The organism is Lebetimonas sp. JS138 (genome assembly GCF_000523335.1).
Classification (GTDB): Bacteria; Campylobacterota; Campylobacteria; order Campylobacterales; family Nautiliaceae; genus Lebetimonas.
Genome location: NZ_ATHT01000001.1, coordinates 1,129,075 through 1,142,279, shown reverse-complemented (window position 1 = coordinate 1,142,279; position 13,205 = coordinate 1,129,075). Strand labels below are relative to the sequence as shown.

The 13,205-nt window shown below is 33.3% G+C and carries 13 protein-coding genes; 12 read left to right on the top strand and 1 reads right to left on the bottom strand.

Annotated elements, in window-relative coordinates; translation table 11 throughout:
* Positions 1-61: 61 nt before the first annotated feature.
* The 12 genes from DZ67_RS0106540 (at position 62) to DZ67_RS0106485 (ending at position 12,570) form a co-directional block, all read left to right on the top strand.
* Entirely contained in the window at positions 62-997 is a 936-nt protein-coding gene (locus tag DZ67_RS0106540; RefSeq protein ID WP_024791412.1) for an RluA family pseudouridine synthase, read from the top strand.
* Entirely contained in the window at positions 936-2,123 is a 1,188-nt protein-coding gene (locus tag DZ67_RS0106535; RefSeq protein WP_024791908.1) for a fibronectin type III domain-containing protein, read from the top strand. Before DZ67_RS0106540 ends, DZ67_RS0106535 begins: the two co-directional genes overlap by 62 nt.
* On the top strand, positions 2,123-3,226 hold the full coding sequence (gene trmB, locus DZ67_RS0106530; RefSeq protein WP_024791907.1) for a tRNA (guanosine(46)-N7)-methyltransferase TrmB: 1,104 nt from the start codon (positions 2,123-2,125) through the stop codon (positions 3,224-3,226). Before DZ67_RS0106535 ends, trmB begins: the two co-directional genes overlap by 1 nt.
* Positions 3,219-3,884, top strand: a complete 666-nt coding sequence (locus DZ67_RS0106525; protein WP_024791409.1) for a cell division ATP-binding protein FtsE — start codon at positions 3,219-3,221, stop codon at positions 3,882-3,884. Before trmB ends, DZ67_RS0106525 begins: the two co-directional genes overlap by 8 nt.
* Positions 3,871-4,656, top strand: a complete 786-nt coding sequence (locus DZ67_RS0106520; RefSeq protein ID WP_024791408.1) for an FtsX-like permease family protein — start codon at positions 3,871-3,873, stop codon at positions 4,654-4,656. The genes DZ67_RS0106525 and DZ67_RS0106520 overlap by 14 nt, the downstream gene beginning before the upstream one ends.
* Positions 4,653-5,813: a murein hydrolase activator EnvC family protein gene (locus tag DZ67_RS0106515; RefSeq protein ID WP_024790920.1), complete on the top strand. Its 1,161-nt coding sequence runs from the start codon at positions 4,653-4,655 to the stop codon at positions 5,811-5,813. Before DZ67_RS0106520 ends, DZ67_RS0106515 begins: the two co-directional genes overlap by 4 nt.
* A 46-nt stretch (positions 5,814-5,859) precedes the next feature.
* A complete protein-coding gene (pyrH, locus tag DZ67_RS0106510) occupies positions 5,860-6,582 on the top strand; it encodes a UMP kinase (protein WP_024787852.1) in 723 nt (240 codons plus the stop codon).
* A gap of 12 nt (positions 6,583-6,594) precedes the next feature.
* Positions 6,595-6,798 (top strand): DNA-directed RNA polymerase subunit omega, encoded by a 204-nt coding sequence (locus tag DZ67_RS0106505; protein WP_024787851.1) that lies wholly within the window; start codon positions 6,595-6,597, stop codon positions 6,796-6,798.
* Positions 6,795-8,915 (top strand): RelA/SpoT family protein, encoded by a 2,121-nt coding sequence (locus DZ67_RS0106500; protein ID WP_024790919.1) that lies wholly within the window; start codon positions 6,795-6,797, stop codon positions 8,913-8,915. The genes DZ67_RS0106505 and DZ67_RS0106500 overlap by 4 nt, the downstream gene beginning before the upstream one ends.
* Before the next feature lie 96 nt (positions 8,916-9,011).
* Positions 9,012-10,217, top strand: coding sequence for a tyrosine--tRNA ligase (gene tyrS / locus DZ67_RS0106495; RefSeq protein WP_035907202.1), 1,206 nt, complete (start codon positions 9,012-9,014; stop codon positions 10,215-10,217).
* Positions 10,214-11,305, top strand: a complete 1,092-nt coding sequence (locus DZ67_RS0106490) for a nitronate monooxygenase (protein ID WP_024787848.1) — start codon at positions 10,214-10,216, stop codon at positions 11,303-11,305. Before tyrS ends, DZ67_RS0106490 begins: the two co-directional genes overlap by 4 nt.
* Positions 11,302-12,570 carry an N-acetylmuramoyl-L-alanine amidase family protein gene (locus DZ67_RS0106485; RefSeq protein ID WP_024790918.1) on the top strand — a complete coding sequence of 423 codons (1,269 nt, stop codon included), beginning with the start codon at positions 11,302-11,304 and terminating at the stop codon, positions 12,568-12,570. The genes DZ67_RS0106490 and DZ67_RS0106485 overlap by 4 nt, the downstream gene beginning before the upstream one ends.
* Here the strand turns inward: DZ67_RS0106485 and DZ67_RS0106480 are convergent.
* Positions 12,567-13,190 (bottom strand): carbonic anhydrase, encoded by a 624-nt coding sequence (locus tag DZ67_RS0106480; RefSeq protein WP_024787846.1) that lies wholly within the window; start codon positions 13,188-13,190, stop codon positions 12,567-12,569. The two genes, DZ67_RS0106485 and DZ67_RS0106480, sit on opposite strands and share 4 nt — an antisense overlap.
* Positions 13,191-13,205: the final 15 nt, after the last annotated feature.

Genomic DNA, 13,205 nt, shown 5'->3' with positions numbered 1-13,205 from the left:
CAAGTTTTGATATAATTATAGAGATGTGAGTGGTAAAATAAAAATTTATGGAAAACGGAAAATGGAAAAATTAATAAATTTCACAGCAGACAAAGTTGAAAGGCTTGATAAATTTTTAAGCGAAAAATTAGATGTTTCAAGAAGCCAGGTAGAGGGTTTAATAAAAAAAGAATTGGTTAAAATAAATAAAAAAACAGCAAAAAAAGGCGGAATTAAATTAAAACAAAACGACAAAATAGAAATTACACTCCCACCTTTAAAGGAAAAAGAAACAAAAAAAGCCGATTTTGACATACCGGTTCTTTATGAAGATGATGATTTGATTGTTATAAACAAGCCTCCGGGAATTGTGGTCCATCCGGCACCGAGCGTAAAAGAGGCAACTCTTGTAGACTGGCTTAAACAAAATAATTATTCGCTTTCAACCATAGCCGGGGAAGAGAGATTCGGAATAGTCCACAGAATCGACAAAGAAACAAGCGGAGCTTTGGTGATAGCAAAAAACAATAAAACACACGAATTTTTAAGTACCCAGTTAAAAGACAAATCAATGGGAAGATATTATCTGATGCTTCTAAACACACCTTTAAAAGAAGCAAAATGCATTGACGCCCCGATTGGAAGAAATCCGAAAAACAGAATAAAAATGGCTGTAATAAACAACGGTAAAAACGCCAAAACGCTTTTTGTGCCTGTTTTTGAGAATTTAACCGCCGCAAAACTTTTTACAGGAAGAACCCATCAGATAAGGGTTCACCTGAGTCGTATTGGACGATATATACTCGGAGACATGACATACGGGGCAAAAAATCAGGACTTAAGGGTTATGCTTCACGCATATGAATTATACCTGACTCATCCAAACGGCAAAAAACTTAGTATAATTGCACCAATATTTGATGATTTTAAACAAAACCTACCAAAAGGATTTAATTATGAAAAAATGGGCTCTGTTGCTGATATCTTTAATGATTATAACCGGATGTGCGGTAAATAAACCGGCTCCAAAATCAAATCCTAATTTACCGAAAGTTACGAATTTCAAAGCTTATCCCGACAGAAACGCAATGGCTTTAAAATGGAACGCGGTAAAAGGAATAAAGGGGTATTTTTTACAGAAATTTAATTTTAAAACTAAAAAATGGGGTAAAATTATTACTATCAACAATCCGTATCAGACATTATATGTAGACACAGACCTTACTCCAAACACTCTTTATAGATACAGAATCGCCACATTCAATAAAAACAAAATTCCTTCCCTTGCTGTGGAAACCCAGCAAAAAACCCTTCCGAGCGTGGCTCCTGTAATTCCTCTTGAAATCAGACCTTTAACAAAAGGGGAAGTGAAAATAATATTCAGACCACACCCTAATGAAAGAGTGAATTCTTATATAATACAGCGATTTAACGATACAAACGGAAAATGGGAAAATATTGCGACACTCAAACCGAGATATAATGTGGAATATATAGACAAAGGCCTTAAAGACGGTAAAATTTACAAATACAGAATTATTGCGGTTACTTTTGATGATTTAAAATCTTCTCCTTCAAAAGAGCTCATAATTTCAACATATCCCAAACCTCCGATAGTCATGAATATAAAAGCAACAGTCGATTTACCTAAAAAAATTCAGCTTTCATGGTCACCGGTAAAAGGTGCGACATATTATAAAATATATAAGAAAAAATTTTTAATTTTTGTGCCGATTGCAAAAACAAAAAACACATTTTTTATAGACAAAATAGATAAAGACGGTGACACGGAATATTATAAAGTAACGGCACTAACCCTTCATCAGACCGAATCACTGCTTGACAAAACCCCGGAAGTTATGGGCCAAACCCTGGATATACCGGCAAAACCGCTTGTTTCGACAAATATTACAAACAGCGGGGTGGAATTTATTTTTAGCTCACCCGACAACAGGGCGGAGAAATATCTGGTAGTTAAAGAACTCGGAAATTTACTTAACAAAAAAGAAAAAAAATATCTTGTAAACGGCAACAGATTTACAGACACCCAAATAGATAAAAACAAGACAATAACATACCAGATTTATGCAATAGACAAATACGGGCTTATTTCAAAACCTGCCAAAGTGGAGGTTTCTTTTTAATGCCTCATATCGTAGTTGATAATTTAAAAGAGATAAAATACCCGCAAAAAACCGGTGATACGGAATTTTTGTTTCAGGCTGAAAATTTAATAGCGGTAAAAACAAAAAATGCCCAGTTTTTGATAAAAATTTCAAAAAAAGAAAACGGCTTTTTAATAAAATACGATAAAATTACAAGACCTCTTATCAAAGAAATAAAAAAAGCGTATTTAGCATTTGTAAAATTACATAATTCAAATATAATTTTTGAAAATATAACAGGAATAAAAGAAAAACTTCCAGATATTAATCTTTTAAAAATTACAGATAATTTAAGCGGTATTGATATTGTGGAAGTGGGGTTCGGAAGCGGCAGACACCTGCTTTATTTAGCAAAAGAAAACCCGGATAAAACAATACTCGGAATAGAAATTCACAAACCCTCAATCGAGCAGGTTTTAAAAAGAGTGACGTTGGAAAATATACAAAATGTGAAAATTTTAAACCACGACGCAAGAATAATCCTAAGTAAAATCCCTTCAAACACCCTTGAATCAATATATGTCCATTTTCCTGTTCCATGGGACAAAAAACCCCTTAGACGCGTAATAAACAAAAATTTTATAAACGAATCTGTAAGAACCCTAAAACCGCATGGATTTTTACATCTGAGAACAGACAGCGAAAATTATTTTAACTATTCTTTAAACGAATTTTTAAATTTTGAAAAAACCGAACTGAAAGTTAAAAAAAACATACCTTATTTCGTATCAAGCAAATATGAAGAAAGGTGGATTAAACAGGGAAAAAATATTTATGATATTTATATGTATTCTTTGGAAAATTCCCCGAAGCTCAACGAAAATTTTGATTTCAGTTTCGAAAAAAAACTCAGAAATATCGATTTTACCCCAAAAATATACAATAATACAGTTATTCATATAGAAAAAGAATTTAAAATAGATAAAAATTCATCCCTGCTGAGGGCAACCATAGGAAATTTCAATAAACCCGAACATTTATATATCCTGAATAAAGCAAAACCTGAGTATTTTAAACTTCCCGCCCCCATAAAAGACAATTATATCGCACATTTAAAATTAAAAAGGCTGTTTCATGGGTAAACTTGTTCTTGCAAAAAATCTTACTCTCGGATATAAAAACGAAATTGTTATAAAAAACGCCGAATTTTCAATAAGAAGTGGGGAGTTTGTATTTTTAACGGGGGTCAGCGGAAGCGGAAAAAGTACTTTAATTAAATCAATGTACGGGGAAATTAAGCCTGAATCCGGTTTTTTAAACATAGGGGGGTTTGAGCTTCATAAAATAAGAAAATCAAAACTCTCCCAGCTCAGAAGATATCTGGGTGTTGTTTTTCAGGATTTCAGATTAATACCGGAATGGAACATCCTAAAAAATGTCTCCCTGCCCCTTTTGATAGCCGGTTTTTCAAAAGAAGACGCAGAAGAGAAAGCCATGCATCTGCTCTCGAAAGTAAAACTCTCCCACAAAGCCGACAGATATCCGCTTGAACTCAGCGGAGGTGAACAACAGCGTGCGGCAATTGCAAGGGCGATAATACACGAGCCTGTTATGATTCTGGCGGATGAGCCTATCTCTGGACTTGATGAATATTCGGCAAATTTAGTAATGGAACTTTTCATAATGGCAAACAAACTGGGAATTACCGTTATAATAGCATCCCATTCGCTTCCCCAGACATTCAATATAGAATATAAACATATCCATCTGGAAAAAGGAAACGTTTATGAACTCTCTTAAAAGCCATATAAGCCTGATTTTAGCTTTAATTTCAATACTGCTGAGTATATTTTTTTATGTGACATTTTCCGAAATTTTAAAAAAATACCAAAAAAGCATAGTAAATAATTATTCCATTGCAATAGTAACCGACAGTCCCGTCGAGTCCTTAAAAATAAAAGAAATTGAGAAAATAGAGCCTATAAATATAAACTCCTATATTCAAAAACTTAAAAAAAATTTTACAAACATAGATTTTGACAGCATTAAATTCCCGTATTTTTATTCTCTGAAACTAAAAACGCTTCCAAGCCCTAAAAGGCTTGAGGAAATTGAAAATTATTTATCCCGTCAGCCGTTTATAAAAAGAGTGCTGACATACCGTTCCACTCAGACAAAAATATACAATCTTCTTTTTTTGTTAAAAATTGTTTCAAATGTTTTTTTGATAATAGTCGGTATTTTGGGATTTTTGCTTATTATCAAGCAGCTTGAAGTATGGAAATTCGAGCACAGTGAGAGAATGTATATAATGGAGCTTTTCGGTGCTCCATTTTGGTTTAAAGGTGCGGCGCTTTTTAAAATAGCTTTTGTAGATTCGTTTATTTCATTTTTAATAAGTGCCGGAATAATTTATTATTTCACAAATTCGGCACTTTTTAATGAAATAATAAAAGATTTGTCCATAAATTACAATATTGGTTTTACAGATATTTTATTAAAGCTGTTTGCAGTGTCTTTATTAATTTCAGTTTTATCATCCATTATAGTGATTATCGGAAGGAAAAAATGAGATTTTTATTAATTTTTCTTTTTATATTTTTACAGGCAACAAATCTGAGCCAGACCAAAAAAGCCCTTAACCATACAAAATACACAATAAAAAAAATGAATCTCAAACTGGATTCACTCGCAAAGGCTATTATAAACACACAAAAAAAACTAAATAATATAAATAAAAAAATATCTTCTTTAAACATACAGATAGGAACTTTGCAAAATTCTCTTAAAAATTCCTCCAAAACTTTAAATGAACTTAATGACCTGAAAAAAGGGCTGTTGGAAAAACAGAAAAATATAAATAACGAAATAACCTCTTTTATAAGCCAGAATTATTATATAGATTCAAAAAAAATAAATACGCTAAACGATTTGATTTACACTTCGCTTACGTTAAAAATTCTGAAAAAATATTCAAAAAAAATTAATAACTTAATAAAAGAAAACAGAGACATCCAGAAAAACATCAATATGATTAATAAACAAATCAGTGACATTTCGGCAAAGAAAAAAGAGCTAGAGCAGAAAAAGCAAAAACTGCTTGTTTTAAAAAAAACACAGTTAAAAATTCTTTTCTCTTTGAAAAAACAAAAAAAATTGTATTGGACAAAACTCCAGAATATGTTTAAAAAACAAAAATTTTTACAAAAAAAACTGGCCGAACTCAAAATTATAAAAAAAACGAGAATTATACCTGAAAAAATACCGCTAAACACCAATATTGAAATTTCAAAACCTTTAAACGTTAAAAAAGTGGGAAGTGCCTATTTCAGACCAAAACTTACAAGATATAGAGGCCCTAAAACAATCCCCCCTGTAAAAGGCAGAATAATTAAGAAATTCGGTTCATACATAGACCCTATTTACAAAATAAAAATTTACAACGATTCAATAACCATAAAAACACAGCCAAATTCCCTTGTAAGGACTATTTTCCCGGGTAAAGTGATATATGTCGGGAAAGACGGCGACAAAAAAATAATTTTTATTAAGCACAAAGGAAATTTATTCAGTATTTATGCAAATTTAACAAAAATATCCCCGCTTATAAAAAAAGGGAGTTATGTGAAAAAAGGCGAAGTCATAGCAAGGGTCAAAAATTCACTTGAATTTGAAGTCACATACAAAGACAGAGCTATTAATCCGCTGCAGGTAATAAATTTAAGATAAAAAAATGTAAAATTATGATAAAATACACTTTTAAAAAGGGCCCCCGATGAAAAGAATAACAAAAAGAATTTTAATAAAATTTTCAGGTGAAGCATTGGCCGGAATTGACGGCTTTGGTATAAACACAAAAATACTGAAATATCTTGCAGATGAAATAAAAAGCGTAATAAACGAAGGCTTTGAGGTTGCTATTGTTATAGGCGGAGGTAATTTTATACGCGGGGTAAGTGCGGCAAAAGACGGTATTATAAGAAGAACATCCGGCGATTATATGGGTATGCTTGCCACTGTAATTAATGCTGTTGCAATGCAGGAAGCCCTTGAAAACAATAGACTTGAAGTCAGGGTTCAAAGTGCCATTAAAATGGAGGAAATTGCAGAAAATTTTATAGTAAGACGCGCTATCAGACACCTTGAAAAAGGAAGAGTGGTAATTTTTGCCGCAGGTACGGGAAACCCTTTTTTCACAACGGACACGGCCGGGGTTTTAAGGGCCAGTGAAATAGGGGCAAGTGCAATTATAAAAGCCACAAAAGTTGACGGCATTTACGATAAAGACCCCAATAAATTTTCCGATGCCAGACTTCTAAAAGAGATAAATTACGAAGAAGCCCTAAAAGAAAACATCAGGGTAATGGACGATACGGCAATCGCCCTTGCAAGGGAAAACTCCCTTCCTATTATCGTATGCGATATGTTTAAAAAAGGAAATCTCTTAAAGATATTAAAACATGATAATGACGCAAAATATTCTATAGTAAAACAGTAAAAGGAGAAAAAAATGAGAATAGAAAAAATAAACGCCGAGGCGCTTGAGAAAGTAAATTATGACAGATTTTTATTATCACAGGCTATTGCAAAAAGAGTAAAAGAACTCATCAACGGTGCAAAACCGCTTGTAAATTTACCTAAAAAAAATATACAATACACAGAAATAGCTATACTTGAAATAGCCAAAGGCGCTTTAAAGGTTAAAGAAATTTGAAAGAAGATTTCCTAAACCTTGTTGAAAATGCAAAAAATATAAAAGATGTAAACAGAGCAAAAAAACTTTTATTATCCAAAAAAGACACACCGCTAATAAGAAAAGCCCTTGATTTCGCAATAAAAGCGCATTCAGGGCAGAAAAGAAAAAGCGGTGAGGATTATGTTGTACACCCTATACTGGTGGCTACTTTGGTTGCTTACTTTATAAATGAAGAAGTGCCTATTATCGCTGCGATTTTACATGACGTTGTAGAAGATACAGATTATACCATTTATTATATAAAAGATGAATTCGGTAACGAAATTGCTAAACTTGTGGAAGGATTAACCAAAATAGTTGAAATCAGGGGAAACTCCCTTGCCCCTTCCACTTCAAATGAAAAACTTGCAAAATCCGCCCTGACATTTAGAAAAATGATTTTAACTTCTGTTAACGATATAAGGGTTCTGATTATCAAACTCTGCGACAGACTCCACAATATGCTAACCCTCTCGGCCCTGCCACACCATAAACAAAAAAGAATAGCGGAAGAAACACTCGTGGTTTACGCTCCGATTGCCCACAGACTCGGAATTGCCACTATTAAAAACCTCATAGAGGATTTGTCTTTTAAATATTTACTACCCGAAGAATATAATAAAATAGACGAATATATAAAAAAACACAAAGAAGAGTTTCACGAAAAACTTAACTCTTTTACATTTAAAATTAGAGAATTAATGTATAAAAAAGGGTTTTTAAAAACGGATTTCGAAATTAAAAGCAGAATAAAGCATTATTATTCAATATTTTTAAAAATGCAGAGAAAAGGCATTTCCATTGAAGAAGTTCTTGATTTACTGGCTGTGAGGGTTATTGTAAAAGAGCCTATTGAATGCTATGAGACACTCGGAATTATCCATCTTAATTTCAGACCTTTAATTTCAAGATTCAAAGATTATATTGCAATTCCAAAAGAAAACGGATACCAAACCCTTCATACCACCGTATATGACGGCACATCTATAATAGAAGTTCAGATAAGAACCCAAAAAATGGACAAAAAAGCGGAATTTGGGATTGCGGCACACTGGAAATATAAACTGAACACCGATTTGCCGAATGTAAAATGGCTTGAGGATTTGAAATTCAACGAAAACATAGAAGATTTTTACGAACTCGCCAAAAACGACCTGTTCAGCGAAGACATTGTTGTTTATTCCCCGAAATTTGACACATTCACCCTTCCAAGGGGGGCCACGGCACTTGATTTTGCGTATGCCGTACACACGGATATAGGCAACAAGGCTCTTGAAGCCTATATAAATAAAAAAAGGGTTTCTTTGTTAACAGAGCTTAAAACCGGCGACATTGTAAATATAAAAACAGCCGATAACCCGATTCCAAGATGCAGCTGGATAAATTCGCTTAAAACAAGCAAGGCAAAATACGAACAAAAAAGACTTTGCAATGCCAAAGAAAAAGAGATAGACAGAAAGCTTGCCATTGCCATGCTAAAAGGCATATTTGATTTAGACACTATTAAAATAAGGGCTTTGATAAAAGCAAACGGCTTATGCGAAAATATAGGAAAAATTGTAGATGACGAAAGTTTTTTAAAAGACGTAAGTAAAAAAATATATAAAACAATAAGAAAAAGAAATATGCTTTATTTTAAAAATATTACATTAAAAGAATATATTTTCGGCAATATACGTATTCTTTCAAACAAACATATAAACGAAATTTCTTTTAATTACTGCTGCCATCCGAAATACGGTGATAAAATTTTAGGCCTACTTAACAAGAAAGAAGTTGAAATTCATCACAGATTTTGTAATAATGCCGAAAAAAAACTGGATAAAGCCGTTTTTACGGAATGGATACAAAAAGAACAAAACAGATATATTTTGGTTGTAAATTTACAAAATAAAAAAGGGGAACTTGCAAAATTTATAAATTTTTTAACAAGTTTCGGGATATTTATTCATTCCATCCATCTTGGAAATGAATCAAATAACTGTAAAGTCGAAATAGTGTTTGACGAAAAAAATTTTGATACAATAAAAGAAAAATTAAGCAAATATTACAATATAATAGAATTTGTTTCAAAAAAGGATGCCTATAATAAATAATTAAAATGGTGAAAGTCTGCCCGGCCGATTGCAAAGCGGCGGGGTGGTGAGCGGCCATGATGACAAATGCAAAGTGAAAAAAGGAGAGATTAAATAATGAATATTGATAAAAAAGTGGAAAACGCCATAAAAGAAATACAAAGAGGAAGTGACGAAATAATAGGACTTGAAAGAATAAAAGAACATCTTAAAAACTATTTTGAAAAAGGTGAAAATTACACCATAAAAGCCGGATTTGACCCGACTGCCCCGGATTTGCATCTTGGACACACGGTACTCCTGCAAAAACTGAGGGTTTTTCAAAATTACGGCGCTATCGTTCAATTTTTAATTGGTGATTTTACAGCCCAGATAGGAGACCCGAGCGGAAAAAACAAAACAAGAAAAATGCTGACACCCGAAGAGGTTAAAAAAAATGCCGAAACATACAAAGAACAGGTATTTAAAATCTTGGATAAAGACAAAACCAAAGTTGTTTTTAACTCAGTTTGGCTCAACGGACTCGGTGCAAAAGGATTAGTCGAACTTACCACAACATACACGGTCGCAAGAATGCTTGAGCGTGATGATTTTGAAAAAAGATTTAAAAACAATGCCCCTATCGCCATAAGCGAATTTATTTATCCACTGCTCCAGGGATATGACAGCGTTGCACTTAAAAGCGATATTGAAATAGGCGGGACAGACCAGAAATTCAACCTTCTTATGGGAAGAGGGCTTCAAAAAGTATACAATGTAGGCAAAGAGCAAAGCGTAATAATGATGCCTCTTTTGGTAGGACTTGACGGAATTAATAAAATGAGTAAATCTCTTGGAAATTATATAGGAATAACCGAAGATGCAAATACAATTTTTGCAAAAGTTCTTTCAATAAGCGATGAGTTGATGTGGGATTGGTATGAGCTGTTAAGCAACAAATCAATTGAAGAAATTGAAAACTTAAAAAACGAAGTAAAAAACGGAAGAAACCCAAAAGAAATTAAAGAAATGCTTGCAATTGAAATAGTTGACAGATTTCACGGAAACGGAGCCGGAACCAAGGCAAAAGAGCATTTTGACAAAGTTCACAAAAAAGGTGAAATTCCCGAAGACATACCGACATTTGAATTAGATCCTACTGATGTGGTCGGTGCACTTACACAAACAAAACTGGCCTCTTCAAAAAGTGAGGCGAGAAGACATATAAAAGGCGGCGGAGTCAGAGTAAATTCTGAAAAAATAAATGACAATATAAATTTACAAAACGGGGAATTTATACTTCAGATAGGAAAAAGAAAATTTGCAAAAGTGAGAATCAAATGAAATTAAAGCCTCTTAAAATAGGTAAATGGGAAATAAAACATCCTATTATCCAAGGCGGTATGGGACTTGGTATCAGCTGGGACAAACTTGCCGGAAATGTAAGCAAAGAAGGCGCTCTTGGGGTTATAAGCACTGTCGGTACAGGATATTATGAAAACAAAAAATATGCAAAAGAACTGGTTGAAGGAAGGCCTTTAAATGAAAAAAATTTTTATTCCAAAGAAGGTCTGATTAAAATTTTTGAAAACGCAAGAAAAATATGTGGGAGTAATCCGCTTGGGGCAAATGTGCTTTATGCTATTAACAATTATGGAAGAGTTGTAACCGATTCATGCATTGCCGGGGCCAATATAATAATAACAGGGGCGGGGCTTCCGACAGATATGCCAGAATTTACAAAAGATTTTCCTGATGTTGCGCTTGTGCCTATAGTTTCCACTGGAAGGGCATTCAGACTGATAGCCAAAAGATGGGAAAAAAGATATAAAAGAATCCCTGATGCGGTAATTGTGGAAGGGCCTCTGAGCGGAGGACACCAGGGATTCAAATATGAAGACTGCTTTAAAGAAGAATACCAGCTTGAAAATCTGGTTCCGGATGTTAGGGAAGAAGTCGACAAATGGGATAAGAATATTCCTATTATTGCGGCCGGGGGCATATGGGATAAAAAAGATATTGAAAAATTTTTAAATTTAGGTGCAAACGGCGTTCAGATGGGGACTAGATTTGCCCTCACGTATGAATGTGACGCAAGTGAAAACTGGAAAAAAATACTTTTGAATGCAAAAAAAGAAGATATTGTTTTAATGAAATCACCTGTCGGATACCCGGCAAGGGGAATCAGAACAAAACTTATTGAACTGGTTGAAAAACAAAAAGGGCCAAAAATTAAATGTATATCAAACTGTGTTTTTCCGTGCCACAGAGGTGAAGAGGCAAAAAAAGTGGGGTACTGTATTGCAGACAGACTTGCGGACGGATACCTCGGTGATGAAAATTTAGGACTTTTTTTCAGCGGTGCTTACGCATATAAAACCGATAAATTAATTCATGTAAAAGATTTGATAAAAGAGCTCACTCAAGAATGAAATTTATTTTGATATTTCTTTTTTCTTTTCTTTTCGCCTGTAACACCTCTTCTGTAAACAGCGCATACAAAGATTATTACAAATATCAGCAGCTTTATATTTCCTCTATACTTGATAATAATAAAAAACAGGAAATCAAAGCCCTTAAAAACTTGATTGAATGCGGAAAATATTTGAATTTTGACGTAAAAGAATATGAAAACAAATATAAAAGACTCTACCAAAAGCCAAAAGTTATTAAAAAATCAAAAAAAGAAGATATTACACCAAATAACAGACCAAAAAAAAATTATATAAAAATTATATCTTCAAATCCTTTTATAATTACTTTACCGGCCAATAAGGTAAAACATTTTATTTTAAAAAAATATATTAATGTTTTCGATATCCCAAATGCTGTTATTTCAAAACCTTTTTCAAAAAAAATAAAAAATATAAAAATAAAAACGGCGCAGTTCAATAAAATTACGGTAAGAGTGGTCATTTATTCAAAAAAAATCAAATATAAAATAGAAAATAAAAAATTAATTATCTATTTAACAGACAATAAAAAGCAAAAAATGAAAACACTTGTTATGCCAAAAGCATTCAGACAAAAAATTATAGTAATTGACCCGGGACACGGGGGGAAAGACAGCGGGGGAATAGGAATCGGCCACAGAATGGAAAAAATTGCGGTTTTGAAAATAGCAAAGTATTTATATAATGATTTAAAAAAAATGGGTTACATTGTATATCTGACCAGACACGGAGATTATTTTATCCCTTTAAGAGACAGAACACATTTTGCAAACACCCATCACGCGGATTTATTTATTTCCATTCACTGTAATATTACGCCTGATCATTCTTTAAGCACAAAAGGGGTGACAACGTATTTTCTCTCCCCTACCCGTGACAAACGTTCTATTTCGGTGGCAAAAATAGAAAACAAAGGGGTAAAAGGTCTTAATTATCTTGACCAAAATGTAATTTTGGGGTTTTTAAATCATGACAGAATAATAGCGTCTCAAAAGTTTGCCATAGACGTTCAGGCGGGGGTTTTATATTCATTAAGAAAAAAATACAAAGACGTTATAGATAGAGGCGTAAGGCCCGCACCTTTTTGGGTGTTAGTCGGAACCCAAATGCCTGCTATTCTCATAGAAACAGGTTTTTTAACAAACCCCTTGGAAGCCAAAAGACTTTTTGATCCTACTTATGAACAGTATCTTGCAAAAGGAATCGCAATGGGGATATATAATTATTTCAGAAAAAACCCTTAAACTATGAGCTCAAATTCTTCTTTTTCAAAATTATAATTGTAAACTTCACCTGTCTCAATTATATAATACCAGCCAAAAATTTTGAGTTTTCCCTCTTTAAACCGTTTTTCAACAAACGGATAGGTTGTTAAATTGTCTATCTGTTTTAAAATATTCAAATGCTCTATTTCCCATTCCCTAAAAGCTGTATCTTCAATATGTTCCACACTTTTTTTCACATCATCAAGCAGACTCAGCCATTTTTTAACAATAGGAAGTTTGTTTAATTTTTCCTCATCATAAAAGAGAGCCTTTAAACCTCCGCAGTTACTGTGCCCGCAAACCACAATATTTCTGACTTCCAGATACTCTACCGCATATTCAAGTGCACTTGCCGTACATTTGTAAGCAGTTTCACCGCTTGCCTTATAGGGGGGAATAACATTTGCAATATTTCTTACTACAAAAAGCTCACCGGGAAGCGTTTTAGTAATTACATTCGGCACTACCCTGCTGTCGCTGCACCCGACAAAAAAAGTATGGGGATTCTGGCCTTTTTTTAATTCATTAAAAAGTTTTTTATGGGATTCAAAATCCTCTTTTTTAAATTCTTTTACCCCCTGAAAAAGTTTAGTTGCCATTTTTTCTCCTTTTTT

What these genes read in the sequence shown, in the direction of transcription:
- DZ67_RS0106480 (WP_024787846.1), bottom strand. Translation starts at nt 13,190, where the DNA reads ATGGCAACTAAACTTTTTCAGGGGGTAAAAGAATTTAAAAAAGAGGAT.
- pyrH (WP_024787852.1), top strand. Translation starts at nt 5,860, where the DNA reads ATGAAAAGAATAACAAAAAGAATTTTAATAAAATTTTCAGGTGAAGCA.
- tyrS (WP_035907202.1), top strand. Translation starts at nt 9,012, where the DNA reads ATGAATATTGATAAAAAAGTGGAAAACGCCATAAAAGAAATACAAAGA.
- DZ67_RS0106505 (WP_024787851.1), top strand. Translation starts at nt 6,595, where the DNA reads ATGAGAATAGAAAAAATAAACGCCGAGGCGCTTGAGAAAGTAAATTAT.
- DZ67_RS0106535 (WP_024791908.1), top strand. Translation starts at nt 936, where the DNA reads ATGAAAAAATGGGCTCTGTTGCTGATATCTTTAATGATTATAACCGGA.
- DZ67_RS0106485 (WP_024790918.1), top strand. Translation starts at nt 11,302, where the DNA reads ATGAAATTTATTTTGATATTTCTTTTTTCTTTTCTTTTCGCCTGTAAC.
- trmB (WP_024791907.1), top strand. Translation starts at nt 2,123, where the DNA reads ATGCCTCATATCGTAGTTGATAATTTAAAAGAGATAAAATACCCGCAA.
- DZ67_RS0106540 (WP_024791412.1), top strand. Translation starts at nt 62, where the DNA reads ATGGAAAAATTAATAAATTTCACAGCAGACAAAGTTGAAAGGCTTGAT.
- DZ67_RS0106525 (WP_024791409.1), top strand. Translation starts at nt 3,219, where the DNA reads ATGGGTAAACTTGTTCTTGCAAAAAATCTTACTCTCGGATATAAAAAC.
- DZ67_RS0106490 (WP_024787848.1), top strand. Translation starts at nt 10,214, where the DNA reads ATGAAATTAAAGCCTCTTAAAATAGGTAAATGGGAAATAAAACATCCT.
- DZ67_RS0106520 (WP_024791408.1), top strand. Translation starts at nt 3,871, where the DNA reads ATGAACTCTCTTAAAAGCCATATAAGCCTGATTTTAGCTTTAATTTCA.
- DZ67_RS0106515 (WP_024790920.1), top strand. Translation starts at nt 4,653, where the DNA reads ATGAGATTTTTATTAATTTTTCTTTTTATATTTTTACAGGCAACAAAT.